The organism is Pseudomonas sp. GW821-FHT09E12 (assembly GCF_059416085.1).
Window position 1 is genome coordinate 378,048 of sequence record NZ_JBWKOM010000002.1, and the last position, 22,012, is coordinate 400,059.

The window sequence follows — 22,012 nt, forward strand, 5'->3', positions numbered from 1 at the left end:
CCTAAAAAGCCCGTAATAGTTAGGCCATTTGCAGGATTCTCGGATGGGAGCGGATGATCTTGGACGATTAAAAAGCCGGCTTGTGGCCGGCTTTCTTAAGCTCTAAATCACCCCGCCAAAAGCCCTTGTCTCAATCACTGCCAGTACATCCCGCACATCCTGCAGCAACAACCGGGCGGTATTGGTCACTGTGCCAATATCCTTGTCGCTTGAATCTCGCAACGTAGTGCAGGCCATCAAATTCAGGTAGTCGAGGGTAGTGCGCAAACGCTCGCTGGCGCATGCATGTAGATCCGCTAAAGGCGCATGGCTATCGACAAACAGTACAGGCGTGTCGCTGGCGATTGGCGTCAGCGGGATAAAGCGTTGGGGCTCATCTTGAGTCTTCATGGCATTGCTCCTCGTATCGGAAAATACGGCTGCCATTCGCTGCGAATCGAATTGGGTGGCAGCTATGCGCGGGTTCGCAGACCGAAGATACGAGAACTCGGCAGATCCGAAGATCTCCCGCACACAGCCGCCATAAGAAAACTCAGGACGCGATGGGCGACCAATGTTTTATGGGGGGCTTAGATTAATCGTATCTGTTGGGCTGCGAAACCCTGTCTCTGACCGAAATCAGCAGACCTGAAAACTATAGGTGTGGGGTGGATTAGGAACAACGGCAGGGCTGTAGGAAAGCTCTCGATTGTAGGTAGGGCGAGGCTGAGTCGTTGATCCTGTTGCGAACGGGATGCTTGCAATAACTCCGTAGCAGTTACCGCAGGTCCAGGCCGTGGCGCCATTCAGCCGTTGAGGTGTAGCTGGATAATCGGGGTGTGCCGGTTTGGGGGCGCTGCGCGCCCCATCGCAGCCTCGCGGGCTCGGCAGCGGCTACAGGGCGTAAGACTTTGCTATCCTGCGCGCCTTTTACCCATTGCAAGGAGCGCAGGCATGACCCAGTCCGTTGGTGGCTGTAGGCGAGTAGGGACAGGGAAGTGGGGTGGTGTGTCTCGCCTGGGGCATTTTCTATTTCGGTTGGCGCCGGCGCTGTTTGTGGGTTTGGCGCTGAGTGTGCCGACGGCCAGCGCCAACCCGGTCACCACCTATCGCGGCACGCTCGGCGATACGCCGGTGGAGCTGGCGCTGGTGTATGACTCGCAATATGGCGGCGGGATGTCCGGCTATTGGTTTAGCGGGGCCGAGCGCTTGCCGATGCCTTTGGAGCTCACGCCGTATCGCCCGGACAGGGGGCTGTTGATCAATATCATGGATAACCCGACCTTGCCGGCGGCGGCTGTGTCGTTGCAGCCTTTTGCCGAGGGGGCCGAGGCGTTGCAGGGGGCCTTGGTCGATTTGCGCACGGGGGGGCAGCAGCCGTTGCGGTTGCAGCGGGTGATGCGTTTTGGCGGGAGTCAGCGGGAGGCCTTTGACGGTGAGTTGTTGCAGCCGGCGGCCGACCAGCAGTTCTATTTCAGTGTGCATGCCGTGCGCAATGCCGGGGAGGACAGGGGGCGGGTGGACAACATCCGGGTGCTGAGCCGGGCCACCGGCGAGGTGGTGCAGGAGGTGGGCGGGCAGTGGTGCATGGCTCCGACCGGGACCCGCACCCTGACCTTCGAGCATTTCGATGCCGATTCCACCCTCGATTTCCAGGTGCAGGGCTACAGCTTGAACGGCCCGTACGGCAGTGTGCTGTGCGCGCCGACCCAGTATTACCTGTACCACCCACAGACCCAGGCGTATCTGCGCCATCCGCAGCTGGAGCAGTTGGCCGCCGAGGGCACTGTGCGCTTTGCGGGCGGGCAGATGGAGTTCAGCAAGCAGGACTTTATCAACTTCAGTGCGGGCACCCAGCGTAGGGACTATTACCGCGTGATCAGCCCTGACCGGCTGGAATTCATTCAGTCTGGCGAGGAGCGTTTCTGATGCGGCGGGTTAATGTCTTTCGCGGGCTGGCGGCGTTGTTGCTGGTGTCGTGGCTAGTGCCGGCGCAGGCGGCCCATGGGGTGTATCAGGGCACCTTGGGCAAGCAGGCCATTGTGCTGACACTGGGCAGCCAGAATGCGCTGTACCAGGGGACCTATGCCTACCAGCGCTATCGCACGCCGATCCGCCTCAAGCCTACCTTCAGTTTCAGCAACAAAGTGCTGGCCATGGACGAGCTGGACGAGCAGGGCCTGCCGGTGGCGCGCTTGCAGTTCAACGAGCTGATGGTCAGCCGCCAGAGCGAGCAGGTGCGCGGCAGTTGGACCAGCTATCGCACCGGCAAGACCTTGCCCATCGCCTTGAAGCTGGTGGCGCTGGTGGACTCGGACCGTTCGTGGCCGCAGCCGAACACCACGCTGTTGCAGAGCGCGTCGACCAAACGCTGGTATTTCCAGGTGCCGATGCAGGGCAATGACCAGCGGATAACGGCGATCGAGGTGGTGGACAAGGCCAGCGGCAAACCGCTGCAGACCCTGACGCTGGCGGCGCCGGGTTGTCTGTATCAAGGGGTGGATATGTTGCAGGTGCAGGCGGAGGGGGAGAGCCTGCGGCTCAGTTTGAGCGACTGCAAGTTGCCGGGGTTTCAGTGGAATGAGGGGAGTGGGCGGTTTGAGGCTTTGCCTTGAGCTGGGCTCGGTTTTGTAGGTTGGCCTGGGTGTTTATTCAGATAGGCCGTGCTTGCAGGTTTGGCGACTGCTTTGCAGTCGGTCGCAGCCTCGCGCTGCTCGGCAGCGGCTACAGGGGTGGTGTCAGCTCGCGTTGCATGATCAGGGTGCGTTCTTCGCCGTGGTGTTGCTCGCGCAGGGTGTGAAAGCCCAGGTTGGCGTAGAAGCCTTCGGCGGTGATCGAGGCGGGCACGGTCAGCTGGGTGAGGCCGGCGCCCAGGGCCTGGCGTTCGAGCTCGGCCATCAGTTGGCGACCCACGCCCTGGCCTTGCCGTGCGGGGGCGACGAAGACCGAGCGCACTACATGGCCGTCGAGGCTGGCGGTGCCGACGATTTCGCCGGCCGCCTGGGCTACGAATACCTGGCGTTTGCTCAATAACTGGCGCACGGCGTGCGGGCTGAAGTTTTCCTGCACCTGGGCGATTACCGCGGCGGGGTAATCCTGGGCGTTGCTGGTCTGCAGGGCGGCGATGATCAGGCGGCTGATGGCGTCGGCGTCCTGCGCGTGGGCGGGGCGGATTTCACAGTCCATGTGGGGCGTCCTTTGAGGGGTAGGTCTGGACACTAGCCTTGGTGGGGATTGTTCGCTAGGGGGTGTTTACCAGCTGCCATAGGGAATGCCGTATTGCTCTATATAGCGCTTGGACTTCTCGCTGACCTTATAGGCGTAACGCCCATTGTTTTTTCCTTGGTCCGGTCCTAATGGTTCAACTTCTGCTTGGGCCCGGGCTACTTTGACAGGGTGACGGCATTCATCCCTTACCCACACCTGGACGATGCCGCCAGGGGCCAGGCCTAAATAGACTGATGCCATATAGCGGGCAGTCTGATGCGGAGTCTCCGGGCAGCGTCGGTTGGTCGAGGTCCACATGATTTTTCGGGCTTCTTCCGGGATATCGACCCAGGCGCGATAAGTCTGTGGCTCTACGATGGATTGCCAGCGGACATAAATTCGCTTGGGAAGGTCTGCGCCAACTACCGATTTACCGTTGCCTCCAACTCCACCACTCCATCCTCTGGCCCACTCTTTGTCGTAACCCATGTCGCCACCCGCAGCGGAGCCGCCACCGGTACGAGTGAATAGTTTGCCGTTGATGTCCTCAACGGCGCTGTCCTCGACCCAGACTTTCATGTAGTACGGCTCGACGAAGCCAAGCTCCCACCAGGGATCTTTGGGGGCGTTTTTTCCGGATAGCGGGTCGGTCTGACAGCCAGTCAACAGCAGTGCGCCAAGCAGGGCGATGAATGCTCTCATTACCAAAGCGTCCAGTCAGGTATGTGAGTGGACGTGATTATTGAACAGCGCACTTTCGATACCAGAAGGGCTCTGCCTACCAACTGCCATAGGGAATGCCATATTTCTCTATGTACCGCTTGGAGTTCTCGGACAGGGGGTAATAGTGCCCGTTTGATTTACCCAGGTGTGGTCCCAGCGGTTCAATCTCAGCTTGGACGCGGGCGACTTTGATCGGGTGACGGCATTCGTCTCTTACCCAAACCTGAACAATTCCACCTGGCGCGAGCCCCAGATTGACCGAGGCCATGTAGCTGGCGGTTTGTTCTGGAGTTTTTGAGCAACGACGGTCGGTCGCCCTGCGCATGATCTGTCGGGCATCTTCCGGAATATCAATCCATACCTGATAGGCTTGCGGTTCAACCACCGATTGCCAGCGCACGAAAATGCGTTTGGGCAGGTCGGCACCGACCACGGATTTGCCAGCGACCCCGACTCCAGTCCATCCCCTTGCAGACTCCCGGTTGTCCTCGGGTTGTCCGCCTGCTGCAGTTCCGCCGCCGGTGCGGCGAAACAGTTTTCCATTGATATCTTCTACCGCGCTGTCTTCAACCCAGACTTCCATGTAATTGGGCTCGGTGAAACCGAGATCCCACCAGGGACTTTTGGGGTCGTTTTTTCCGGATAGGGGATCGGTGGTCAGGCAGCCACTTAGTAGCAGTGTGCTCAGCAGGGCGATGAATACTCTCATTACCAAAGCGTCCAGTCAGGTACGTGAGGGTGTTGCACACGCACGGCATCCACCGTGGGGGCATTGATATAGACGACTTTAAGGCTGCCGCCATCCTGTTTACCAAACGGGTGGTTCCAGTGGGCCGAAAGATGGATATAACGCAGCTTGAGCATGATCTCCTCAACTGGAGTCGTACTGTAGTCACCGGCGACAAATCTGTCACAAAGGGCTTGAAGCTCTTGCGGGATGGTGTAGTCCGGATCTTGTTCGTCGATGGCCTTGAAGCGTATGCCATTCTCCTTGGCCAATTCATACATCACACGGAGATACACTCTCGATAGTTTGTTGCTCATTGGCCTGTTGAGCTGTAAGCCGACATACACCCGCTTTTGTCGTAAACCAAGACGGTCCTGTCGATCTTGCGGTAGAACCATCGGCGCCGGTGTGACGATTTCCAGCCATTGTGCGGGCCAGCCCTTGGCCAGCCAGCGCGATTTTGCCTGTACCGCGTCTCGGTAAATCGAGGTCTGGGTTACATCAGTATCGAGTGGCACCTCCAGTGCCTGCATTGGGCTGACCAGTACACACTCCTGTACCTCATCCAGATAACCGCCGCCGATATCCGAATGCGCGCCGGGCAGGGTGATTTCCACATGGTCGGGTTTGACCCGGCTCAGGGCAAAATTGGCGCGGTACTCGTCACGGGCAACAAGTTGCACCACCGAGCGAAAGTAGCGACGGTCGAGGTGCAGCTTGATACCTGGGGTCATGGCGCTGCGCACATTACCTAGATTGCTTAGCCCGGCAACCGACGGCACCGTATCGAACAGGCCGATAAAACCCATATCAACATCGTGGCCGTACTGCCGGTTGAAACGGAGGCTGAAGGCCTTGGAGTGGTCGTGCAGGATCAGTTCAAGCGGCCCCAGCCAGCGTACAACTTCATTGGCGAAATGCCGGGCTGCTGCGGCACCTCGGCTAAAGCCGAAAGCATCGAAGGTCAACGAGGATATTTCACTGTCGGGATATTGCTCGAAGAAAAATGCAATACGTTCCTTGATCTCACGGAATGCCTTCTGCACACATCCTGCGACTCCTGTGTCGCCACGCCCCGTACCTGAGGTGATCAGGCTGTCTTTCTTGCCCGTCTGCGTACCGATACCCTCAAGATAAATTGCAAAGGAGGCTCGCTTTTGCAGGCCCATACCTTCGGGCTCTTGTGTGGAATAGTACAAATCACTCAACCGCTTAACATTGCTCACATCATTCCCATAACTACTCTCCGGATCCCTCATATACGGCTTGCAGCTGCCATCGATATCCCTGGCTTCAATGGCATGCTGCGCGCCGCAAATCTGGCCCATGGCCGAGTTGCTGGCGTTGTTGCCGGTGCCGTCGAAGAACACACCGATGCGCAGCGCCACCTGGACCTTGTCGGGCGGTGGTGCGGGCTCTTTGGCGTATTTCTCATACTGGGCCCAGAGCTGTTCGCCGTAGCTGGGTTGGTCGGTCTCTGCGGCGCGTTCGGCGGGGCTCTGGTTGGGATTGGCGGGCCGTAGAAGATTGGGCATCGGCCCGGGTCCGTTGCTGGCCATGGCAGGTCCTGGTTCAGGCGAAAGGGGCGCTGGAAACCGTACCGGGAATGGCGGGGCAGGGATTTAGGAGGAATCTGCAAGCGTCGACGCAGTGGCTGATTTGGTTGTAGGAACGATTGATTGCCGGGATGTTTTTGTTGCCTGGGCGGGCGCTATCGCGAGCAAGCTTCGCTCCTACAGAAGAGCGTTTGCTCGCGATTGCGGGTTCAGTGCCAGGCGCCGAGTGCTCCGAGGCTGAGCATCACCGCCGCCAGCATCCCCACCAAGGCAAACAACTGCTGCAACCGCGGCCCCGCCAGGTAACGGGCGACCTGGCGGCCGGCGATCAACCCCAGCACTGCGCCAATGGCGAAGGGCGCGCCCACTGCCCAGTGCATCACACCGCTGAGGCTGGCGGTGATCACGCTGCCGGCGGACACCAGGGCGATCACCGCCAGGGAGGTGGCGACGATGCTTTTGCTGTCCAGGTTGGTGTAGCGGGTCAGCGCCGGGATGATCACGAAGCCGCCGCCGACCCCGAGCAGCCCGGAGAGCAGCCCCGAGAGCAGGCCGGTGACGGTCAGCGCGCGGGCGCAGGGCAGGGTCCAGCGCAGCCGGCCCTGCAAGGGGTTGAGCACGCAGGGCTGGAAGGCCGCGCGGGGTGCCGGCTGGCCGTGGCGCAGTTCGCGGCTGGCCTTGAGCAGGATGCGCCCGCAGGCGTACAGCAGCACCGCGGAAAACAGCAGGGCCAGCGGCAGGTTCGGCAGGCGGTGGGCCAGCCACAGGCCCACGGGCGCCATGAGGATGCCGATGGCGGCGACAAAGCCGGCGGCGCGGTAACGAACGATGCCTTCGCGCAACCCCAGCACCGCGCCCACGGCGGCCGCCAGGCCCACCGCGAGCAGGCCGATGGGCGCGGCCTCGACCATGCTCAGGCCGAGGCCGAACACCAGCAGCGGCACTGCGAGAATCCCGCCGCCGGCCCCGGTCAATGCCAGGATCGCGCCGATCAGTGCGCCGAGGCCGGCGCCCAGCAAGCTGTACTCACTCATGATTCCGGCAGGTCCGTCACCAGGCTTGGCCGCGCCAGCCACTCATGGCCCTTGAGCATGCCACGCCAGTACAGCGGCGGCAGGATGCGTTCCTTCAGCCACCAGGCGCGGCGGGTCGGCTGGCGACCGTCCAGCAGCCAGGCCGGAAAGCTCGGCGCGACCTTGCCGCCGTAGGTGAACTCGGCAAGGACGATCTTGCCGCGCTCCACGGTCAGCGGGCAGGAGCCGTAGCCGTCATACTGGGCCCGGGTCGGCAGGCGCTTGAGGTTCACCAGCACGTTGGTGGCCACCACCGGCGCCTGCTTGCGCGCCGCCGCCGCGGTTTTCGCGTTGCTGGTATTGGTCCCGTCGCCCAGGCCGTGGATGTTGCTGTAGCGCTTGTGCCGCAGGCTGTGCGGGTCGACGTCGATCCAGCCGGCGGCGTCGGCCAGCGGGCTGTTGCGGATAAAGTCCGGGGCGGTCTGCGGCGGCACCACGTGCAGCATGTCGAAGGGCAGCTCGACGCGTTCCTGCTGGCCATCGGCACCGTTGCGGACGAAGGTCGCCCGCTTACCGGGGCCGTCCACCGCTACCAGGTTGTGGCCGAAATCCAGGGCGATGTCGTATTTCTTCACGTACTCCATCAGCGCCGGCACGTAGTCCGGTACGCCGAACAGCACGCCGCCGGCATTCAGGAAACGGGTGTTGATCTGCCCCAGCCGGCCGTTGCGCAGCCAGTGGTCGCAGGACAGGTACATGGCCTTCTGCGGCGCGCCGGCGCATTTGATCGGCATCGGCGGCTGGCTGAACAGCGCCTGGCCCTGCTTGAGGTTCTGCGCCAGTTGCCAGGTGTAGGGCGCCAGGTCATAGCGGTAGTTGGAGGTCACGCCATGCTTGCCCAGGGTTTCGCTCAGGCCGTCGATGGCGTTCCAGTCGAGCTTGAGGCCCGGGCAGACGACCAACTGGTCATAGCCCAGCACACGATCGTCGTTGAGTACCAGGGCGTTGTGCTCCGGCTCGAAGCTGCTCACCGCCGCCTGAATCCACTTCACCCCCTTGGGGATCAGCGAGGCCATGCTGCGGGCGGTGTCTTCGGCGCGGAACACCCCGGCGCCGACCAGGGTCCAGCCGGGCTGGTAATAGTGGGTGTCGGCCGGGTCGATGATGGCGACGTCCAGGTGCGGTTCGCGGCTGATCAGGCTGGACGCGGTGGCAATGCCGGCCGCGCCGCCGCCGACGATCAGCACCTGGTGGCTGCCGTTGACGGCTCGTGGGATGGGGGAAATCGGGCGCATGGCAGCGTCTCCTGGTGGAGTGGCGTTATAGGATTTAAAGGGCGTTCAGCGGGATCTTCAGGTAGCTCACGCCGTTGTCGTCGGGCTCGGGGAACTGGCCGCTGCGCATGTTGACCTGCACCGACGGCAGGATCAGCACCGGCATTTCCAGGGTGGCGTCGCGGGCTTCGCGCATGCGCACAAAGGCGTCTTCGTCGATCCCTTCATGAATATGGATATTGTGGGCGCGCTGTTCGGCGACCGTGGTCATGTATTGCAGTTCGCGGCCGTTGGGCAGGTAGTCGTGGCACATGAACAGCCGGGTCTGCGCTGGCAGGGCGAGGATCTTGCCGATGGAGCGGTACAGGGTGCGCGCGTCGGCGCCGGGGAAGTCGCAGCGGGCGGTGCCGTAGTCGGGCATGAACAGGGTGTCGCCGACAAAGGCCACGGTCTCTTCACCAACCTGTACCAGGTAGGTCATGCACGCCGGGGTATGGCCGGGGGTGTGCAGGGCGCGGGCCTGGAGGTTGCCGATGGCGAAGCGGCTGTCGTCTTCGAGCAACACGTCGAACTGGCTGCCGTCGCGGGCAAAGCCCTGGCCTTCGTTGAACAGCTGGCCGAACACCTGCTGCACCACGGTGATCTGGTTGCCGATCGCCACCCGGGCGCCGAGCTGGGCCTTGAGGTAGGCCGCGGCGGACAGGTGATCGGCGTGCACGTGGGTCTCGAGGATCCAGTCGACCTGGGCGTCCAGTTCCCGTACCCGGGCAATCAGTTTGTCGGCGGACTCGGTGCGGGTGCGGCCGGACTTGGGGTCGTAGTCCAGCACGCTGTCGATCAGCGCGCAGCGCCGGGTGTCGAGGTCCATCACCAGGTAGCTGATGGTCCACGTCTGGCTGTCAAAAAAGGCTTCTACGCACAGCGATGCGCCGATGATCATGGGGTTCTCCGAACAATAGGGTGACGTCGGCCAAGGCGGGCAGTCGTCCCTTGGACTGTCAATAAGCGTGCCAACCGGCGCGCGCTGCTTTTACCGCCCATTCATTGAATTCAAAGGCCTGGGGTGGGCGTTCTGGCTGTCACTGTCAATTGTAGGTGGCAGTCGATTGGCAGTTTCTGGCAGGAAATGGCAGAACCCGGGCCCATGGTTTAAGCTGCCGCGCAACGCCCAGGAGTTGCCATGCCCCAGTCCCCGAATGCCCTCGCCAATCCTGAAATGTTAGCCCTGATGTCCTATCTGGAGCATGACGCGCAGCCGACGATCCTGTTAGACACTGACTACAACATTCTCGCCGCCAACACCGCCTACCAGCGCCAGTTCGGTGTCGAGGGCAAACCCCATGTCGGCGCCAAGTGCTATCGGGTGTCCCACCAGTTCGCGGTGCCGTGCGACCAGGCCGGCGAGCATTGCCCGATGCGCAAGGCCTTCGAGACCCGCCTGCCGGAGCGCCTGCTGCATATCCATCACACCCCGCGCGGGCCGGAGCATGTGGATGTGGAGTTGCGGCCGATCCTCGGCGACACGGGGCAGGTGGTGGCTTACGTCGAGCGCCTGAGTTCGGTGGCGGTGGCCTCGGTGCAACCGCAGCAGAAGGGGCTGGTGGGGCGTTCACCGGCCTTCAATGCGGCCTTGAGTGCCCTGCAGCGGGCGGCGCCGTCGCAGATCCCGGTGTTGTTGCAGGGCGAATCCGGCACCGGCAAGGAGCTGTTCGCTCGCGCGCTGCATGACGGCAGCCCACGTGCCGGCGGGCCGCTGGTGGTGGTCGATTGCACTGGCCTGACCGAGTCGCTGCTGGAGAGCGAACTGTTCGGTTACGAGAAGGGCGCCTTCACCGGCGCCCTGCAACGCAAGATCGGCCTGGCCGAGGCGGCCCATGGCGGCACCCTGTTTCTCGACGAGATCGGTGAAGTGCCGCTGGCGATGCAGGTCAAGCTGCTGCGGTTGATCGAGTCCGGCAGCTTTCGCCCGGTGGGCAGCCTGCGCACCGTGCATTCGGACTTTCGCCTGGTCTCGGCGACCCACAAGCCGCTCAAGGAAATGGTCGCCGCCGGCACCTTCCGCCAGGACCTGTACTACCGCATCAGCGCCTTCCCGATCCGCCTGCCGGCCCTGCGCGAGCGCAGCGACGACCTGCCGCTGCTGATCGACAGCCTGCTGCAACGCCTGGCGCCGGGCGCGGTGCCGCGGGTCGCGCCGCAGGCCCTGGAACGCCTGGGCCTGTATGCCTACCCGGGCAATATCCGCGAGCTGCGCAATATTCTCGAACGGGCGCGTTTGTTCAGCGACGACGGGGTGATCCGCGTCGAGGACCTGCCCGAGGAGTTGCGCGAGGGCAGCGCCGCCACAACGCCGCCGAGCCGGCGCCGCGCGGGCAAGGACCTGGAACAACTGGCCCATGCCCTGGAAGTGTTCGAAGGCTCGCGCAGCGAACTGGCCAAGGCCCTGGGCCTGAGCGAGCGCACCCTGTACCGACGCCTGAAGGCCCTGGGCATTTCCTGAACCACGCCATATCCCGGCCCCGCGCAATGCCTGTGTAGCCGCTGCCGCAGGCTGCGATCGAGCGGAACGCTCGCGGCGATCCTGCTGGTGCTGGAGACCCTTCGGGTCTATCGCAGGCTGCGCCAGCGGCTACAGGGATATGCGCGTCCCTCGACATTCCGGCCCTGCTCAATGCCTGTGTAGCCGCTGCCGAAGGCTGCGATCGAGCGGAACGCTCGCGGCGATCTTGCTGGCGCCGGAGCCCCTTCGGGCCTATCGCAGGCTGCGCCAGCGGCTACAGGGATGCGGCGATCCCCTCGACATTCCGGCCCCGCGCCATGCCTGTGTAGCCGCTGCCGCAGGCTGCGATCGAGCGGCACGCTCGCGGCGATCTTGCTGGCGTAGGAGACCCTGCGGGTCTATCGCAGGCTGCGCCAGCGGCTACAAGGGCAATGCCGGGCACGATAATGGAGCCGTGCTCATGCTTTGTGTAGCCGCTGCCGAAGGCTGCGATCGAGCGGCACGCTCGCGGCGGTCTTGCTAGCGCCAGAGACCCTTCGGGTCTATCGCAGGCTGCGCCAGCGGCTACAGGGATGCGTTTCGGCGGTAAGGGTGTATTAGCCCAGGGCACGATGGCGATGCGCCGTGGTCGTAGTTTCTGCCCGCCTTTTTTCGACGTCACGCCAGTGGCGCCGGGCCTTTGAGGAGTCGCCATGAGCCAGGATCTACTCGCCACCGAAACCAATCGCCGGCAGTTGCAGCAGATCATTTCCGGACTGTCCGACGGGGTCATCCTGCTCGAGGCGGACCGGCGCATTGTCTGGGCCAACGAGGCGGCGCTGGCCATGCACGGGGTCGAGGAGATCGCCGAGCTGGGCGCCGACGACCAGCAATACGCCGAGCGTTTCGCCCTGCGTTATCGCAACAACCACCCGCTGGCGCTGGACAGCTACCCGATCAACCGGGTCGCCGCCGGGGAAACCTTCAGCGATGTGGTGGTGGAGGTGCGCAGCGGCGAGGGCGAGGAAGAACGCACCTGGGTGCATCGGGTGCGCAGCATGATCCTCACCGACCGCGCCGGCGAGGTGGAATCCCTGGTGCTGATCCTCAGCGACGCCACCGAGTGGGCCAGCGCCGAACAGCGTTTCGAGAAGACCTTCAATTCCAACCCGGCACCGGCGGTGATCTGCCGCCTCAGCGACCTGCGCTACATCAAGGTCAACCAGGGCTTCCTGGAAATGACTGGATATGCCCGCGATCAGGTGATCGGCCGCTCGGTGTACGAAGTGGATGTGCTGGAGGGCGCCGAGCGCAAGGACCTGGCCATCGAACGCCTGAACCAGGGCGCGACCATTCCGCAGATGCAGGCCGAACTGCGCCTGCCCGAAGGCGGCAGCAAGCTGGTGATCGTTGCCGGCCAGCCACTGGATATCAACGAAGAAGACTGCATGCTGTTTTCCTTCATGGACCTGGAACCGCGGCGCAAGGCCGAGACCGCCCTGCGCCAGAGCGAGGAGCGCTTTGCCAAGGCGTTTCGCCTGACGCCGGTGCCGACCCTGGTCTGCGGTGCCGACAGCCAGCAGATCGTCGACGTCAACGAGGCCTTTCTCGACAGCACCGGTTATGTCGCCGAAGAGCTGCTGGGCAAGACCGTGGAAGAAGTCGGTTTCATCGCCAGCCCGCAGGCCTGCGCCAGCCTGTTCGGCGCCCTGGAGAAAAGCGCCGATGTGCGCAACGTCGACCTTCGGGTGGCGAAGAAGGGCGGCGAACTGCTCGACTGCGTGGTCTCGGCCGACACTGTGGATATCCAGGGCAAGCCCAGCTACCTGCTGGTGCTGATGGACATCACCGAGCGCAAGCGCTCCGAGCTGGAGCTGGTGTCGGCGATCGAGGAGGTGATGCGCGATGCCTCGTGGTTCAGCCAGACCCTGATCGAAAAGCTGGCCAATGTGCGCAGCGCCAACCAGGCCGAGCAGCCCAGTGCGTCTTTTACCGACCTGACCGCCCGCGAGCGCGATGTGCTGGGGCTGATCTGCGAGGGCCTGGCCGACAAGGAGATCGCCGCGCGCCTGCAACTGGCGCCTAGCACGGTGCGCAATCACGTGGCCACGGTGTATTCCAAGCTGGCGGTGCACAGCCGCGCCGAGGCCATCGTCTGGGCTCGCGAACGCGGGCTGTTCAGCGGCGACCGTCGCGGCAAGGCTCAGCGCTGACCGGTGCAAATGCACCAGTGCCACCAGTACAAATGGCGCTTCTGCGGCGTGACGGGGTTTCTTAGGCTGGGTGATGTGCGGTGCCGTGGCGGACACGGGCCGTGCACCGAACATCATCAGCTGAAGGAATGCACATGCGTAGCGAACAGATCAAAGGTGCGGTGGGCACGGCGGCCGGCAAGGCCCAGGGTGCAGTAGGCGAGCTGCTGGACGATCAGCAGATGCGCCTGGAGGGGGCGGCCCGCCAGGCCGCCGGGCAATTGCAGGAAACCTATGGCGATGCCCTGGACCGCGTCTCCCGCTTCGTCCGTAACAAGCCCATGGCCAGTGTCGCCATCCTCGCCGGGATCGGCCTGCTGGCCGGCCTGTTATGGCGTCGCCGCTGAGGAAGGCCTGGGTGATTTCCCGGGCGCAGTTGCGCCGCTACATCGAACAGGGCTTCGCGCCCCTGGCCTGTGCCTTCAGCACCGGCTCCGACTCCACCTTCACCCTGCGGATCTACGAACCGCAGAGTGGCCGGGTCGACCTGGTGGTCACCGGCATCGACCCGCGGCTGCTTGAGACTGAGGCGGACGTGCTGGCGATGATCGAGGAGCTGCGGTACGAGTTGCGCAGCAACTCCATCAGCCTGCTGCATCTGTCCTGACCCCCGCCGACATGCTCTTCGTAGGAGCGAGGCTTGCCCGCGAAAAATGGCCAACGATAACGCGCGGGACCTGACGCAGCGCGTTGCCGTGAGGTTTTTTCGCGGGCAAGCCTCGCTCCTACGGGGATTACTTCAGCCCTTGGCGATCAGGCTCGGCCGGCAATCGAGGCTCAGGCGCGCGCCGCCGCGGTCGCTGCTGCCGACGTCGAGCTTGAAGCCGTGCAGGCTGACGATGGCGGCGACGATGGACAGGCCCAGGCCAAAGCCGCCGTGGGAGTTGCTGTCGTCGACCCGGTAGAAGCGCTGGAACACCGCCTTGCGCTCGGCCTCGGGAATGCCGGGGCCGGAGTCGAGGACTTCCAGGCGCGTACAGTCGCCATCCTCGACACCGCGCAGAATCACTTCGCCGCCCGGCGGGGTGAACTTGATCGAGTTGCTCAACAGATTGGCCAGGGCCTCGAACAGCAGGGCGCGGTCGCCGGTCAGGCTCGGCAGCGTGGCGGGCACATCCAGGGTCAGGGTCAGCTGGCCTTCCTCGGCCAGGGGCAAATAAAAGTCATACAGCTCGCGCAGCAGCGGCAGCGGGTCGAGTTCGACAAAGCCCGAGCGACGCTGGTGATCCTCGATCTCGGAAATCCGCAGCAAGCCGCGAAAACGCGCCATCAGCCGGTCGGCCTCGGCCAGCACCTGGTCCAGCTGCAAGGCTTCCGGCGTGCCCTCGACCGCCTGTTGCTGCATGCGGTACAGCTGGGCGCGCAGGCGGGTCAGCGGGGTGCGCAGGTCGTGGGCGATGTTGTCGCACACGCCCTTGACCTCGTTCATCAGCCGCTCGATGCGGTCGAGCATGGCGTTGACGATGGCCGCCAGCATGTCCAGCTCGTCGCGGCGGTTGGACAGCGGCAGGCGGTGGGTCATGTCGCCGGCGACTATCGCCTCGGCGCTGGCCTGTAGGGCGCGGATCCGCTGCAGCGGCCGGCGCCGGAGCAGGTGCCAGCCGGCGGCCCCGGGAATGATGGTCAGCGACACGCCCCACAGCAGCGCGTGGAGGATGATCCGCGTCACCGCGAACAGCGAGCCGTTGTCGCGCACCAGGATCAGCCAGCGGCCATCGCGGGTGTAGGTGGCCACCGCATCGCAACTGTCGCGGGGCAGGTTGGGGTCGTCGGAGTCGATGCAGCTCTTGAGCTCATGGATCTGCCCGTCCAGCGGCAGGTCGTCGGGGATCTCGCGGATCGGCCCGCTGAGGTAGTGGCGGCGCTCGTCGAACAGGCCATAGGCGTCGATGGCGCGCATGTCGAAGGTCATGCTGGTGGTCAGGGCCTCTTCCAGCTGCTCGCCCTGGAAGCGCGCGAACAGGTGCTGGCGCTGCATCAGCGAGTGCTTGGCCAGGCTTTCCAGATACCCGGACACCTCGTAGTACATGACGCCCATGAGGATGCAGCTCCAGGCCACGAACAGCGAACTGTAGAGCGCCAGCAGGCGGCTGCTGGAGGAGCGCCAGCCCTTAGAGGGGTTCAGCAATGACATAACCCGAGCCTCGCACGGTGCGGATCAGCGGGGTCATGCCGGGCGGATCGATCTTCTTGCGCAGGCGGCCGATATGCACGTCGATCAGGTTGGTGCCCGGGTCGAAGTGATAGCCCCAGACCTCCTCGAAAATCATCATCCGCGAGAGGATCTGGCCGGTGTTGCGCATGAGGAATTCCAGCAGCTTGTATTCGGTGGGCAACAGGCTCAGCAACTGGTCGGCGCGGGTCGCTTCGCGGCTGATCAGGTTCAGCTCCAGGTCGGCGACCCGCAGGCTGGTTTCGAATTCCTGCACCGTGCTCTTGCGCCGCAGCAGCACCTCGACCCGAGCCGCCATTTCGTCGGAGGCGAAGGGTTTGGTCAGGTAGTCGTCGCCGCCGGCGCGCAGGCCACGCACGCGCTCGTCGACGTCGGACAGGGCGCTGATCATCAGGATCGGCGTCGACACGCCGATGGTGCGCAGGGTGGTGACGATCGCCAGGCCGTCCAGCTCCGGCAGCATGCGGTCGAGGGTGATCAGGTCGTAGTCGCCGCTGACGGCGCGCACCAGGCCTTCGCGACCGTTGTCGACCCAATCCACGTCCAGCCCGTGGCTGCTCAGTTCGGCCACGATTTCGCGGGCTGTTACGGCATCGTCTTCGATGGTCAGAATGCGGGTCATAGGGGCTTACCTGATTGGGATTTCATGACACAGGCCGGCATTTTGCCAAGAAATGGCCGCGGGCTTTCTAAAAAATCTTTCATCTTCGCGCCAGTGCCCTGGCCAACGCAGGGTAGCAGGCGGGCCGGGTCGGGCATTCGTTGATATCATCCAGCTATTACTGGCTGGCAGGGACGCTACGCAATGCACCGACCTCATGACCTCGACTGGAAAGCCCTGGGCGTCTGCCTGTTGCTGCTGGCGGCGGCCCCGGCGTTCGCCGCCAATCAACCCTGCTCCGGCAAGAAGGGCGGGATCGCCGGTTGCGACGGCGAGCTGTTTTTGTGCAACGACGGCTCCATCAGCGGTTCCAAGAAGAACTGTTCCGCGCACTACGGCGACCCGGGCCAGGCCGCGCGTCCACAAAGCCTGTTGCGCAGCAGCGACGGCTGCTCCTGTGGCAGTGGCAGTTTCTGCACCGGGCCACGGGGCGGGGTCTACTGCCTGACCCCGAGCGGCAGCAAAAGCTACAAGCGCAAATAACCCGCGCAGACACCGATTGGACAGCCCCGGGCGCCTCTACTAGCGTTGCCGGCATGGCGCCGCCGGGGGCCACTTTCGGGGACAACACGGATGGACAAACAGCAAGCCAAGCGCCAAGTCATCGCCAGCCTTGAGGCCGGGCGCTCCAGGGGCGAAACCTTTGCCGCGTTCGCCGGCAGCGGGATCAAGGAGCGGCTGCTGGCGTTCTGGATCGCGGCCTATTCCGACCCCGCGCTCTATGCCCGGCACCGGCGCAAGATCCAGCTCCTGCTGGCGGTGATGTTGCTGCAGGCGGTGGTCGGTGCGGTGGCCGGGTTCTTCCTCGGCTCGGTCATCGGCCCCAAGGCTGCCTGGGTATTCGCGCTCTTGGGGGGCCTGGTGCCGCTGCTGTTTGCCTGGGGCTTCCATAAACCTTCGGCGAACGCCTACACCTTCTATGCCCTTCTGACCCTGTCACAATTCCCGCGGTTGTTCGAAGGTTATGCCGAGGACCCGTTGGGGACCCTGATCGGCGCGGCCATGACCTTGGGGGTGGTGTTTTTTGCGATGTACGTGCGTAGCCTGATCTTTCCGGATTTCGCTTTCATCGGGCCGCGCAAGGTCAAGGGCCGCTACGTGTTTTCCAGTTAGGGCAGGGCGGCGCAAGGCGCATTCCAGAGCCTTGCGCTTTGCTTGGCCCAGATCAATGTTGTTGTTCGACAAACCTACTAGATTGGCCCGGTGTTCAGCCCCGAGGAGCTGGCGTCGCGCAACCGTGATCAGGGTCGATGACCAGGTTCACGGCGATGCACAGCAGGACGCTGGCATTCCTCTTCACTCAAGGACGAATTTCCTGATGCGCCATACCGAACGAACCTTCGATATCCAGCCGCTGCAACAGGCGGATATGACCATCAGCCTCAATGGCCAGCCGGTGACGGCGGCGATTGGTGAAACCGTACTCAGCGTCATCCAGTCCCTCGGACTGCGTCAGGTGGCGCGCAACGACCACGGCCAGCTGGCCGGCGCCTATTGCGGCATGGGCGTGTGCCATTGCTGCCTGGTGCAGATCGACGGCCGGCACAAGCGCCGGGCCTGCCAGACCCAGGTGCGGCCGGGCATGCAGGTGCAGACCGAGGTCAACCGCATCCATGCGGTGGAGGAGGTGCTATGAGCCTCAACCCACTGATCGTCGGCGGCGGCCCCGCAGGCATGGCCGCGGCCATCGAACTGGCCGAGCACGGGGTGCGCAGCACCCTGATCGACGAGGCCTCGCGCCTGGGCGGCGTGGTCTATCGCGGACCGCTGCGCGACGGCGTGCAGCTGGATTATCTGGGGCCGCGTTATTGCGAGGCCCTGGCGAAACTGCACGGCGCCTTTTCCGACTGTGAACAGATGATCGATGTGCGCCTCAACCACCGGGTGGTGGGGGCCGAAGGCAAGGGCAGCCTGGTCCTGCTGGATGCCGACGAGCAGTTGCAGGAAGTGGCCTATCCGCAGTTGCTGCTGGCCGCCGGTTGCCATGAACGCAGCGTGCCGTTTCCCGGCTGGACCTTGCCCGGGGTGATGCTGCTGGGCGGCTTGCAGTTGCAGATCAAGAGCGGCGTGGTCAAGCCGCGCGGGCCGGTGGTGATCGCCGGCAGCGGGCCGTTGCTGCCGCTGGTGGCCTGCCAACTGCACGCCAGCGGCGCGAACGTGGCGGCGGTCTACGAGGCCTGCACCTTTGGCCGGATCGCCAAGGAAAGCCTGGCGCTGCTGAACAAGCCGCAGCTGTTCCTCGACGGCCTGAGCATGCTGGCCTACCTCAAGCTGCACCGCATTCCTGTGCATTACGGCTGGGGCGTGGTCGAGGCCCAGGGCGCGGGCGGCCTGGAAAGCGTCAGCGTGGCGCCATACTCGGCGCGCTGGGAACCGGACCTGAGCCGCCTGCAACAGGTCGCCGCGCAGACCCTGGCGGTGGGCTACGGCTTTATCCCGCGCACCCAGCTCAGCCAGCAGATGGGCCTCAACCACGGCTTCAGCCATGACGGCTACCTGCGGGCCACGGCCAACGTCTGGCAGCAAAGCAGCGAGCCGCACATTCACCTGGCCGGCGACATGGGCGGGATTCGCGGCGGCGAGGCAGCGATGCTCACCGGGCGCATCGCCGCGCTGTCGATCCTGATGCAGCGCGATGTGCTGAGCAACGAGGAGGCCCTGGCGCGGCGCCAGAAGTACCAGAACAAACTGGCCTCCATCACCCGTTTCCGCGCCGCGGTAGACCGCTACACCGAACGCGGCACCGGGCAGATCGAACTGCCGGCCGCCGACACCCTGATCTGCCGTTGCGAACACGCCACCCGTGGCGATATCGACCGCGCCCTGGAGCAGGGCGTGCAGGACATGGCCAGCCTGAAGATGCGCACCCGGGTGAGCATGGGCGACTGCCAGGGCCGCATGTGCGTGGGCTATTGCAGCGACCGCCTGCGCCAGGCCACCGGGCGCCAGGACGTGGGCTGGTTGCGCCCGCGTTTCCCCCTGGACCCGATTCCTTTTTCCGCCTTCCCTCAACCGAGCAAGGATGCTGTGAATCATGAGTAAGTTCTACGACGTGGTCATCGCCGGCGGCGGTGTGATCGGCGCTTCCTGCGCGTACCAGTTGTCCAAGCGCAAGAACCTGCGGGTGGCGTTGATCGACGCCAAGCGTCCGGGCAATGCCACCCGCGCCTCGGCCGGCGGCCTGTGGGCCATCGGCGAGTCGGTGGGGCTGGGCTGCGGGGTGATCTTCTTTCGCATGATGTCGGCGCGCAACAAGCGCCAGGCCCAGGGTTCGGCGGTGCTGGTGGACTCCAGCACGCCGCATATCCTGCCGCAGTCGTTCTTCGACTTCGCCCTGCAATCCAACGGCTTGTACCCGCAGTTGCATGAAGAGCTGCGCGAGCGCCACGGCATGGACTTCAAGTTCGAGCGCACCGGGCTGAAGTTCGTGATCTACGACGACGAGGACCGGCTCTACGCCGAGCACATCGTGGCCTGCATCCCGCACCTCTCCCATCAGGTGCGCTGGCTCGACCAGGCGGCGCTGCGCCAGGCGGAGCCGAATGTCAGCCATCACGCCCAGGGTGCCCTGGAATTTCTCTGCGACCACCAGGTCAACCCGTTCCGCCTGGCTGACGCCTACACCGAAGGCGCGCGGCAGAACGGCGTGGACATGTACTTCAACACCAACGTCACCGGGGTGCTGCACCAGGGCAGCCGGATCAGCGGCGTGCAGACGGCGGAGGCGGGGCTGTTCCATTGCGACACCCTGATCAACGCCGCCGGCGCCTGGGCCGCCGAGCTGAGCTTGCAAGCCACCGGCGCGAGCATTCCGGTGAAACCGGTCAAGGGCCAGATCCTGCTCACCGAGCGCATGCCGCAACTGCTCAACGGTTGCCTGACCACCAGCGACTGCTACATGGCGCAGAAGGACAACGGCGAGATACTGATCGGCAGCACCACCGAGGACAAGGGCTTCGACATCAGCACCACCTACCGGGAAATCCAGGGCCTGGTGCAGGGCGCGGTGCGCTGCGTGCCGCAGCTCGAACAGGTCAACCTCAAGCGCTGCTGGGCCGGCCTGCGCCCGGGCTCGCCGGATGAACTGCCGATCCTCGGGCCGATGTGCGGGGTAGAGGGTTACCTCAATGCCTGCGGGCACTTCCGCACCGGCATCCTGACCTCGGCGATCACCGGCGTGTTGCTGGATCGGTTGGTGAATGAGGAGGCGTTGCCGCTGGACATCACGCCGTTCCTTGCCGAGCGTTTCGGCTTGCAGGCGGTGGCGCCGTTGCAGGTGGCGCTGGCCTGAGGCATCGCGTCTCCCTGAAGTTTTTCGCGAGCAAGCTCGCTCCTACAAAGGTCGCGTTGTACATGAAGTCGAGAACGATGCAGTTCTCTGGTAGGAGCGAGCTTGCTCGCGATGAACCTGAACGATGACGCGGTGCTGCGGTAACACCGCGCCGCCTGGTGGCCTCAAACCATCGGCGTACTGACAAACAACGCCAACCCTTCGGCGTACTCCGCAAACGCCTTGACCCTTGGAAACCGCTCGGCATCCAGATGCTCGGCCACCAGCAGTTGGGTAAAGCTCCAGGCCACGGCCAGGCTGATACCGGCCTGATCGATATCGCCATCGGTGGCCAGCGGGCGTTTCTCCAGTTCTTTTTCCAGCTCGCCATAAGCCGCCGCCAGCTGCCCGCGAACCCGCTCCAACCACGGTTCGTGCCGCTTCTCGGTGGGGCGCAGTTGGTACTCGTAGTAGATCTGCACCGACTTCTCGCACGCCGCCAGCGCCAGGCCGATCAGCCGCAGGTCATGGGCCCGCGCCTGGGGCGCCGCCGGCAACAGGCTGCGGCCGGCCAGGGCTTCCAGGTAGTCGATGATCAGGCACGAATCCATCAGCACCGTGCCGTCGTCGCAGATCAGGGTCGGCGCCTTGACCACCGGGTTGATGCGCTGGAACTGCTCGAAGGTGCGAAACACCGACAACGCCTCATGCTCGAACGGGATCTCCAGGCGCTTGAGGGTAATGGCGACACGGCGAACATAGGGTGAATCGAGCATACCGATGAGTTTCATTGAGCATTTCCTTGTGCGGAGCAACGAGACAGGGGAGGGGCAGCGGCTAATGGGTAGGGCAGCGGCTAATCTAGCGGCGTTGGCGGCAAATGTCCGGGGGGAACGGCTGGAAACCCGCAGCCAGGTGTTGCGCTGCGGGTTCAAGGGGCAAAAGCGCTATCGGGTGAGTGCTATATCACCATCCGTTTCTTTGATCGTTCACTCCACTCGATTGCCTCATTGAAGGCCTTATAGGTTTCGGACTCGGCAAACTCTTCGGTCAGATCGATCTTGAGTGATTTCAGCAGGTCTTCGGCATCGTCTTTCTGCCCGATTTGAACGAAGAACTGCTGGATACTGCTCATCTCGTTGTTGGTCAGGTTACCGAGGAAATATTTTCCCTTGTATTCTTCAGCGACATAAAATCTGAGTTTTCCATCTTTAGAGTTGTGTACCAAAGTCAGCCCGTCGGGCTCCAGGGTGATTTTACCGTCGCTTTCCTCTTTCATCTCCCGGGCGATAGTGTCGTGATCCGTTTCTCCCGCATTTTTGGTGCCGCCGAAAAACTGCGGCATGCCGCCATACACGAGATTGGCGCGTTTAATGGGGAAGTAGAGGTAGCCATTATCCTCGTCTTCGGAATACAGAAGAATTGCGTATGCTTTGTCGGTCATGATGCGCTCCTTGCGTGAGTTTGAACCTCAAACTTCCCTGGCACTTCGAGGGACTTGTCCTGATGCCCATGACCAGCACTTGATTGAACGGCGCAAGCATGATTGTGCTGTGGAGCATCCGTTACCCAGCGTAGGTGAGCGATGTAGCCGGTGCCGGTCTTTCGGATGAACAGCAGGCCAGGGCGAGGGAGCCGCCAGACGGCTTCGTAGCGGGGTGCGGCAGCGCTATTGTTTAGGGAGCAATGGCTGAACAT

The 22,012-nt window shown here is 63.6% G+C and carries 23 protein-coding genes; 11 read left to right on the forward strand and 12 right to left on the reverse strand.

The features are described from left to right. Window positions 1-102: 102 nt before the first annotated feature. Window positions 103-390: a fructose-bisphosphate aldolase gene (locus AC07PQ_RS06780; RefSeq protein WP_493185049.1), complete on the reverse strand. Its 288-nt coding sequence runs from the start codon at window positions 388-390 to the stop codon at window positions 103-105. A 543-nt stretch (window positions 391-933) separates the two neighbouring features. Here AC07PQ_RS06780 and AC07PQ_RS06785 point away from each other — a divergent pair. After that, window positions 934-1,908 carry a hypothetical protein gene (locus AC07PQ_RS06785; protein ID WP_493185048.1) on the forward strand — a complete coding sequence of 325 codons (975 nt, stop codon included), beginning with the start codon at window positions 934-936 and terminating at the stop codon, window positions 1,906-1,908. Continuing rightward, entirely contained in the window at window positions 1,908-2,594 is a 687-nt protein-coding gene (locus tag AC07PQ_RS06790) for a hypothetical protein (protein WP_493185047.1), read from the forward strand. Before AC07PQ_RS06785 ends, AC07PQ_RS06790 begins: the two co-directional genes overlap by 1 nt. 109 nt (window positions 2,595-2,703) lie before the next feature. Here the strand turns inward: AC07PQ_RS06790 and AC07PQ_RS06795 are convergent, their stop codons facing one another. From AC07PQ_RS06795 to AC07PQ_RS06825, 7 genes are all read right to left on the reverse strand, one after another. Next, window positions 2,704-3,165 (reverse strand): GNAT family N-acetyltransferase, encoded by a 462-nt coding sequence (locus AC07PQ_RS06795; RefSeq protein ID WP_493185046.1) that lies wholly within the window; start codon window positions 3,163-3,165, stop codon window positions 2,704-2,706. Between the two features lie 66 nt (window positions 3,166-3,231). Next, entirely contained in the window at window positions 3,232-3,888 is a 657-nt protein-coding gene (locus AC07PQ_RS06800; RefSeq protein ID WP_493185045.1) for a DUF2931 family protein, read from the reverse strand. A gap of 76 nt (window positions 3,889-3,964) precedes the next feature. After that, window positions 3,965-4,618, reverse strand: coding sequence for a DUF2931 family protein (locus tag AC07PQ_RS06805; RefSeq protein WP_493185044.1), 654 nt, complete (start codon window positions 4,616-4,618; stop codon window positions 3,965-3,967). Then, window positions 4,618-6,195, reverse strand: a complete 1,578-nt coding sequence (locus tag AC07PQ_RS06810; RefSeq protein ID WP_493185043.1) for a phospholipase effector Tle1 domain-containing protein — start codon at window positions 6,193-6,195, stop codon at window positions 4,618-4,620. The genes AC07PQ_RS06805 and AC07PQ_RS06810 overlap by 1 nt, the downstream gene beginning before the upstream one ends. A 206-nt stretch (window positions 6,196-6,401) precedes the next feature. Beyond that, entirely contained in the window at window positions 6,402-7,226 is an 825-nt protein-coding gene (locus tag AC07PQ_RS06815) for a sulfite exporter TauE/SafE family protein (RefSeq protein WP_253363673.1), read from the reverse strand. After that, window positions 7,223-8,500 carry an NAD(P)/FAD-dependent oxidoreductase gene (locus tag AC07PQ_RS06820; RefSeq protein ID WP_493185042.1) on the reverse strand — a complete coding sequence of 426 codons (1,278 nt, stop codon included), beginning with the start codon at window positions 8,498-8,500 and terminating at the stop codon, window positions 7,223-7,225. Before AC07PQ_RS06820 ends, AC07PQ_RS06815 begins: the two co-directional genes overlap by 4 nt. Window positions 8,501-8,534: 34 nt before the next feature. Further along, window positions 8,535-9,419, reverse strand: coding sequence for an MBL fold metallo-hydrolase (locus AC07PQ_RS06825; protein WP_123363498.1), 885 nt, complete (start codon window positions 9,417-9,419; stop codon window positions 8,535-8,537). 240 nt (window positions 9,420-9,659) lie between these two features. Here AC07PQ_RS06825 and AC07PQ_RS06830 point away from each other — a divergent pair, with 240 nt between their 5' ends. The 4 genes from AC07PQ_RS06830 to AC07PQ_RS06845 all read left to right on the forward strand — a co-directional run bounded on the left by AC07PQ_RS06830 (window position 9,660) and on the right by AC07PQ_RS06845 (window position 13,817). Continuing rightward, window positions 9,660-10,979 carry a sigma-54 interaction domain-containing protein gene (locus AC07PQ_RS06830; RefSeq protein WP_493185041.1) on the forward strand — a complete coding sequence of 440 codons (1,320 nt, stop codon included), beginning with the start codon at window positions 9,660-9,662 and terminating at the stop codon, window positions 10,977-10,979. Between the two features lie 692 nt (window positions 10,980-11,671). Next, window positions 11,672-13,171 carry a helix-turn-helix transcriptional regulator gene (locus AC07PQ_RS06835; protein ID WP_007930713.1) on the forward strand — a complete coding sequence of 500 codons (1,500 nt, stop codon included), beginning with the start codon at window positions 11,672-11,674 and terminating at the stop codon, window positions 13,169-13,171. Window positions 13,172-13,305: 134 nt separating this feature from the next. Continuing rightward, entirely contained in the window at window positions 13,306-13,557 is a 252-nt protein-coding gene (locus tag AC07PQ_RS06840; protein WP_101337598.1) for a CsbD family protein, read from the forward strand. 11 nt (window positions 13,558-13,568) lie between these two features. Further along, on the forward strand, window positions 13,569-13,817 hold the full coding sequence (locus AC07PQ_RS06845) for a DUF1652 domain-containing protein (RefSeq protein ID WP_081002271.1): 249 nt from the start codon (window positions 13,569-13,571) through the stop codon (window positions 13,815-13,817). 132 nt (window positions 13,818-13,949) lie between these two features. Here AC07PQ_RS06845 and AC07PQ_RS06850 read toward each other — a convergent pair whose 3' ends face one another. After that, window positions 13,950-15,344 carry a sensor histidine kinase gene (locus AC07PQ_RS06850; RefSeq protein ID WP_493185040.1) on the reverse strand — a complete coding sequence of 465 codons (1,395 nt, stop codon included), beginning with the start codon at window positions 15,342-15,344 and terminating at the stop codon, window positions 13,950-13,952. Next, window positions 15,322-16,005 carry a response regulator transcription factor gene (locus AC07PQ_RS06855; protein WP_007930717.1) on the reverse strand — a complete coding sequence of 228 codons (684 nt, stop codon included), beginning with the start codon at window positions 16,003-16,005 and terminating at the stop codon, window positions 15,322-15,324. The genes AC07PQ_RS06850 and AC07PQ_RS06855 overlap by 23 nt, the downstream gene beginning before the upstream one ends. A 183-nt stretch (window positions 16,006-16,188) precedes the next feature. On the opposite strand from AC07PQ_RS06855, the gene AC07PQ_RS06860 reads away from it, so the two are divergent. The 5 genes from AC07PQ_RS06860 to hcnC all read left to right on the forward strand — a co-directional run bounded on the left by AC07PQ_RS06860 (window position 16,189) and on the right by hcnC (window position 20,335). Beyond that, window positions 16,189-16,527: a YdcA family protein gene (locus tag AC07PQ_RS06860; RefSeq protein ID WP_493185039.1), complete on the forward strand. Its 339-nt coding sequence runs from the start codon at window positions 16,189-16,191 to the stop codon at window positions 16,525-16,527. A gap of 90 nt (window positions 16,528-16,617) precedes the next feature. Further along, complete coding sequence (locus AC07PQ_RS06865; protein ID WP_007930719.1) at window positions 16,618-17,157, forward strand: hypothetical protein; 540 nt, start codon at window positions 16,618-16,620, stop codon at window positions 17,155-17,157. Window positions 17,158-17,362: 205 nt separating this feature from the next. Then, on the forward strand, window positions 17,363-17,680 hold the full coding sequence (gene hcnA / locus AC07PQ_RS06870; RefSeq protein WP_009043369.1) for a cyanide-forming glycine dehydrogenase subunit HcnA: 318 nt from the start codon (window positions 17,363-17,365) through the stop codon (window positions 17,678-17,680). Beyond that, the gene (gene hcnB / locus AC07PQ_RS06875; protein ID WP_053260721.1) at window positions 17,677-19,086 is read left to right on the forward strand and encodes a cyanide-forming glycine dehydrogenase subunit HcnB; all 1,410 of its coding nucleotides are present in this window, start codon (window positions 17,677-17,679) and stop codon (window positions 19,084-19,086) included. Before hcnA ends, hcnB begins: the two co-directional genes overlap by 4 nt. Next, window positions 19,079-20,335 (forward strand): cyanide-forming glycine dehydrogenase subunit HcnC, encoded by a 1,257-nt coding sequence (gene hcnC / locus AC07PQ_RS06880; RefSeq protein ID WP_007930723.1) that lies wholly within the window; start codon window positions 19,079-19,081, stop codon window positions 20,333-20,335. Before hcnB ends, hcnC begins: the two co-directional genes overlap by 8 nt. Window positions 20,336-20,499: 164 nt before the next feature. On the opposite strand, the gene AC07PQ_RS06885 is transcribed toward hcnC, so the two are convergent. Beyond that, a complete protein-coding gene (locus tag AC07PQ_RS06885) occupies window positions 20,500-21,105 on the reverse strand; it encodes a glutathione S-transferase (protein ID WP_493185038.1) in 606 nt (201 codons plus the stop codon). Window positions 21,106-21,275: 170 nt separating this feature from the next. Next, window positions 21,276-21,758, reverse strand: coding sequence for an NUDIX hydrolase (locus AC07PQ_RS06890; RefSeq protein ID WP_493185037.1), 483 nt, complete (start codon window positions 21,756-21,758; stop codon window positions 21,276-21,278). Window positions 21,759-22,012 lie beyond the last annotated feature (254 nt).

Excerpts from the sequence above, each read along its gene's own strand:
- AC07PQ_RS06785 (WP_493185048.1), top strand. The coding sequence starts at position 934 with ATGACCCAGTCCGTTGGTGGCTGTAGGCGAGTAGGGACAGGGAAGTGG.
- AC07PQ_RS06820 (WP_493185042.1), bottom strand. The coding sequence starts at position 8,500 with ATGCGCCCGATTTCCCCCATCCCACGAGCCGTCAACGGCAGCCACCAG.
- hcnC (WP_007930723.1), top strand. The coding sequence starts at position 19,079 with ATGAGTAAGTTCTACGACGTGGTCATCGCCGGCGGCGGTGTGATCGGC.
- AC07PQ_RS06795 (WP_493185046.1), bottom strand. The coding sequence starts at position 3,165 with ATGGACTGTGAAATCCGCCCCGCCCACGCGCAGGACGCCGACGCCATC.
- AC07PQ_RS06890 (WP_493185037.1), bottom strand. The coding sequence starts at position 21,758 with ATGACCGACAAAGCATACGCAATTCTTCTGTATTCCGAAGACGAGGAT.
- AC07PQ_RS06860 (WP_493185039.1), top strand. The coding sequence starts at position 16,189 with ATGCACCGACCTCATGACCTCGACTGGAAAGCCCTGGGCGTCTGCCTG.
- AC07PQ_RS06865 (WP_007930719.1), top strand. The coding sequence starts at position 16,618 with ATGGACAAACAGCAAGCCAAGCGCCAAGTCATCGCCAGCCTTGAGGCC.
- AC07PQ_RS06790 (WP_493185047.1), top strand. The coding sequence starts at position 1,908 with ATGCGGCGGGTTAATGTCTTTCGCGGGCTGGCGGCGTTGTTGCTGGTG.
- hcnA (WP_009043369.1), top strand. The coding sequence starts at position 17,363 with ATGCGCCATACCGAACGAACCTTCGATATCCAGCCGCTGCAACAGGCG.
- AC07PQ_RS06830 (WP_493185041.1), top strand. The coding sequence starts at position 9,660 with ATGCCCCAGTCCCCGAATGCCCTCGCCAATCCTGAAATGTTAGCCCTG.
- AC07PQ_RS06855 (WP_007930717.1), bottom strand. The coding sequence starts at position 16,005 with ATGACCCGCATTCTGACCATCGAAGACGATGCCGTAACAGCCCGCGAA.
- AC07PQ_RS06850 (WP_493185040.1), bottom strand. The coding sequence starts at position 15,344 with ATGTCATTGCTGAACCCCTCTAAGGGCTGGCGCTCCTCCAGCAGCCGC.
- AC07PQ_RS06805 (WP_493185044.1), bottom strand. The coding sequence starts at position 4,618 with ATGAGAGTATTCATCGCCCTGCTGAGCACACTGCTACTAAGTGGCTGC.
- AC07PQ_RS06835 (WP_007930713.1), top strand. The coding sequence starts at position 11,672 with ATGAGCCAGGATCTACTCGCCACCGAAACCAATCGCCGGCAGTTGCAG.
- AC07PQ_RS06815 (WP_253363673.1), bottom strand. The coding sequence starts at position 7,226 with ATGAGTGAGTACAGCTTGCTGGGCGCCGGCCTCGGCGCACTGATCGGC.
- AC07PQ_RS06885 (WP_493185038.1), bottom strand. The coding sequence starts at position 21,105 with ATGAAACTCATCGGTATGCTCGATTCACCCTATGTTCGCCGTGTCGCC.
- AC07PQ_RS06840 (WP_101337598.1), top strand. The coding sequence starts at position 13,306 with ATGCGTAGCGAACAGATCAAAGGTGCGGTGGGCACGGCGGCCGGCAAG.
- hcnB (WP_053260721.1), top strand. The coding sequence starts at position 17,677 with ATGAGCCTCAACCCACTGATCGTCGGCGGCGGCCCCGCAGGCATGGCC.
- AC07PQ_RS06810 (WP_493185043.1), bottom strand. The coding sequence starts at position 6,195 with ATGGCCAGCAACGGACCCGGGCCGATGCCCAATCTTCTACGGCCCGCC.
- AC07PQ_RS06800 (WP_493185045.1), bottom strand. The coding sequence starts at position 3,888 with ATGAGAGCATTCATCGCCCTGCTTGGCGCACTGCTGTTGACTGGCTGT.
- AC07PQ_RS06780 (WP_493185049.1), bottom strand. The coding sequence starts at position 390 with ATGAAGACTCAAGATGAGCCCCAACGCTTTATCCCGCTGACGCCAATC.
- AC07PQ_RS06825 (WP_123363498.1), bottom strand. The coding sequence starts at position 9,419 with ATGATCATCGGCGCATCGCTGTGCGTAGAAGCCTTTTTTGACAGCCAG.